The organism is Gluconobacter sp. DsW_058, assembly GCF_002153615.1.
In the GTDB taxonomy this organism is placed as follows: Bacteria; Pseudomonadota; Alphaproteobacteria; order Acetobacterales; family Acetobacteraceae; genus Gluconobacter; species Gluconobacter cerinus.
Genome location: NZ_JOPH01000076.1, coordinates 1 through 3079 on the forward strand (window position 1 = coordinate 1; position 3079 = coordinate 3079).

Here is a 3079-nt window from a genome sequence, read left to right on the forward strand (position 1 = left end):
ATAATATGACGCACCACGGCTGAACCTATGAAGCCGCAACCGCCTGTCAACAATATCCGCATTTCAACCTCTTAACATCACGGTAGGAGCTCCAGCCCCGTCACGAAGAAGTATCTTACAGTGTTGTACAAGAGGCGCAAACTTTGATCATGGTAATATTAATGAAACCAATTCCCGTAACCATTAAGGCCTCGCCCCGAGTTCCTTAATGAGCTACCCAGACATTCCTGTTAGGCAGGAGATTAGAGGCATGCTGGCTGATATACTGACCCGATCGCTTGTAGACGTTTTGGAGCGTCCGGATCTGAGGGTCGTTGCTGCAGGGCTGATGCCCGAGCTTGATATTTCGCTGGAGCAGTCTTTTCAACTCGGTGAGAATCTTCTGTCTGAACCGCATTCGGTTACAGGCCGCGCATGTCTGAAGCTGGGTGAACCCTGTTTGCGAATGCCGGGTCTGGCTCCGACATTCCTTCGGCAGGCCGTTGAGCTTTTCCGGCTTCTTCACAATGGAGCAGACGCCCGGCTTGCGAGTTTTGCGGCTGCTCGTGTTGCCGCACTCTTTCATGCGCTTGATACGAACGCGGTCAATCCCCTTCCGCAGGAACTTGCCCTCTGTGCGGGAGACGTTCCAGACAGCACAACGCTTCTGTCTCTCTGGGGAACTCTGAAGAAACACCTGTCGAATACGCCTGAGTTCACCGAAGATGACGCAAAGCGCCTTAGACCCGTTCTGGTGCGTCTGTGGCACGTTATGGCGCCGGCAGAGACATTGATGAGTAGTGGCGGGGATTCCCGTCTGGCCGTTGATCCCGAAACTGGCCTGAACAAGTATTCCTGCTCTCATCGTCCACGCCCCTGGGCGGTGACGTTCGGTTCTTCCACAGCCTCCTCTTTGTCAGAGCGGGGGTTCGGGGGAGCAGAATTCGCGCGTTGCATGATGATGAATGCGCTTCTGTCCAAACAGGACCCGGATCTTGTGCAGGAAGGCATCGTCAGAAGCGCGCGCGCAGGTATTGGGCGCCACTACGGATTGCCTGAAGATGCTGTTCTGCTGTCGGCGTCTGGCACGGACTGCGAACTTGCTGTTCTTGCTCTTGTCGCTGCTGGAACAGATCGACCCGTCAGTTCCATTCTTCTGGCGCCTGACGAGACAGGAAGCGGCGTGCCCCTTGCTGCGCGTGGCCGTCATTTCGCGGGTGACAGCGCATGCTCCACAACAGTCGGGAAGGGAGAGCTGATTGAGGGGTTCCCTGAAGATACACAACTGTTCGGAGTTACCATCCGGAATGGAGATGGAACTTCGCGTCCGCTTGAAGACATCAATGCCGAATGTAGGGAGCTGGCCAGACGAGAGGTGAAAGCTGGCCGACATGTTTTGCTGCATCGTCTGGATCAGTCAAAAACGGGTCTTGCTGCACCTGATATGGAAACGGTTGCAGAGTTGCAGGCTGAGTTGGGAGAGCATCTGAGTGTAGTGGTAGATGCCTGTCAGGCTCGCCTCAGCCCGTCGCGTGTTTCGGAATGGGTCCGCGATGGTCTGATGGTTATGATCACAGGGTCCAAATTCTTTACGGGACCGCCGTTCTGTGGGGCTCTTCTGCTGCCGAATGTGATCCTGGAAAAAATGCCATCGCTTTCTCTCCCCAAAGGCTTGAAGTCTTATGGAAATCGGGACGAGTGGCCTGAGCAGGCTGACAGGCACGCGTTGAATAATGGTCATAATATTGGTCTGGCCCTACGCTGGCATGCAGCTCTCGCTGAAATGGATGCGCTCTTTTCGCTTCCTGATTCCCTGATCCGCCAGAGACTCAATGATTTCATGACCGAGGCTGTTAAGCTGGTAGAGGCTAGTCCTACCTGCACGTTACTGCCCGTCGGGAAGCCTATTGATGACGGTCGGTGGGACGCTGTGCCGACCATTCTGTCATTTCTGGTGGAAGACCCCAAAAATCCGGATGCGCCTCTCGGACTGGAAGATGCGCGTAAGTTGCACCGGTGGCTCAATGCAGATCTTTCACCATGGATAGGGGAGGGGGAGCCAGCACTTCTCTGCGTTCTTGGCCAACCCGTTCCGGTTCCTCATCCCTTGGTAGCTGGCCATGCCGGGGCTTTAAGACTGTGCGGCGGCGCGCGTCTGGTCTCAGGAGAGCCATCGCACGAAGGCCTGGACGAAAAGCAGCGGTTGCAGCGGGAATGCGCAGACGCGAAGCGGGTGCTTGCCAAACTTGAGCTCATTTTGGAAAACTGGGACGTTCTTCTGGACGCCAATCCTGTTCCCCGTTACGCGCCTCTCTCATGACACAGACAGACCAAGCCGTCCCTCATGGACACTTTCTTGATACGCCTGAACTGCCACGCGGTATTACCCGCTTCTGGCTGATCAGACATGCCGTTGTAGAGGCGAGCGCGCGAAAGACCATGTATGGCGCGATGGACGTTCCGCTTTGCAGGGATGCGATGGCGAGCCAGCAGGGTGGATACGCTGCTCTGGCCCGAAGGCTGCCGTCCGATGCTGTCTGGTATACCTCACCGTTGCAAAGGGCACGTGACACTGCTGCCCAGATACGCTGCGCAGGGGCATTTACACACGCTGACGTCACGGTTGACCCAAGATTTATTGAGCAATCTATCGGAGAGTGGCACGGAACGCCGCACGATCAGTTTCTCTCTCTGCTGAGGCTGCCGCCCAATCCATTTTGGTCTTTGTCAGCCAGTGAGCTTCCGCCGGGCGGAGAAAGCATGCTGGATGTTTGTGCACGCGTCTCCCATGGGCTGGAAGATCTTGCCAACGCAAATGCCGGTCAGGATATGGTTGTTGTGAGCCACGGTGGCGCGATCCGGGCCGCACTCTCACATGCTCTGGCCATTCACCCTGATATTGCTCTGCGCTTCACTATTCAAAATCTGTCGATTTCGATTATAGAGCGTATCAATGGGCTGTGGCGTGTTGTGGCTGTTAACGAACTGCCAGATTTTCGGGGATAAACCGGAGATGCCTCTGAGGAGGTGGAGGGTTCGAAAAACCCTCTGGTATTGAGGTCTGCTCTGTGATTCCATTTTCCTTGCGTTGATTGGAGTA

Annotated in this window: 2 protein-coding genes; both read left to right on the plus strand. The window is 55.5% G+C overall.

Going from position 1 to position 3079, the window contains the following annotated elements:
- The first annotated feature begins 250 nt into the window (after positions 1-250).
- The gene (locus HK24_RS13240; RefSeq protein WP_086634870.1) at positions 251-2299 is read left to right on the plus strand and encodes a hypothetical protein; all 2049 of its coding nucleotides are present in this window, start codon (positions 251-253) and stop codon (positions 2297-2299) included.
- The gene (locus HK24_RS13245; protein ID WP_086634871.1) at positions 2296-2985 is read left to right on the plus strand and encodes a histidine phosphatase family protein; all 690 of its coding nucleotides are present in this window, start codon (positions 2296-2298) and stop codon (positions 2983-2985) included. Before HK24_RS13240 ends, HK24_RS13245 begins: the two co-directional genes overlap by 4 nt.
- Positions 2986-3079 lie beyond the last annotated feature (94 nt).

What these genes read in the sequence shown, in the direction of transcription:
- HK24_RS13240 (WP_086634870.1), top strand. Translation starts at nt 251, where the DNA reads ATGCTGGCTGATATACTGACCCGATCGCTTGTAGACGTTTTGGAGCGT.
- HK24_RS13245 (WP_086634871.1), top strand. Translation starts at nt 2,296, where the DNA reads ATGACACAGACAGACCAAGCCGTCCCTCATGGACACTTTCTTGATACG.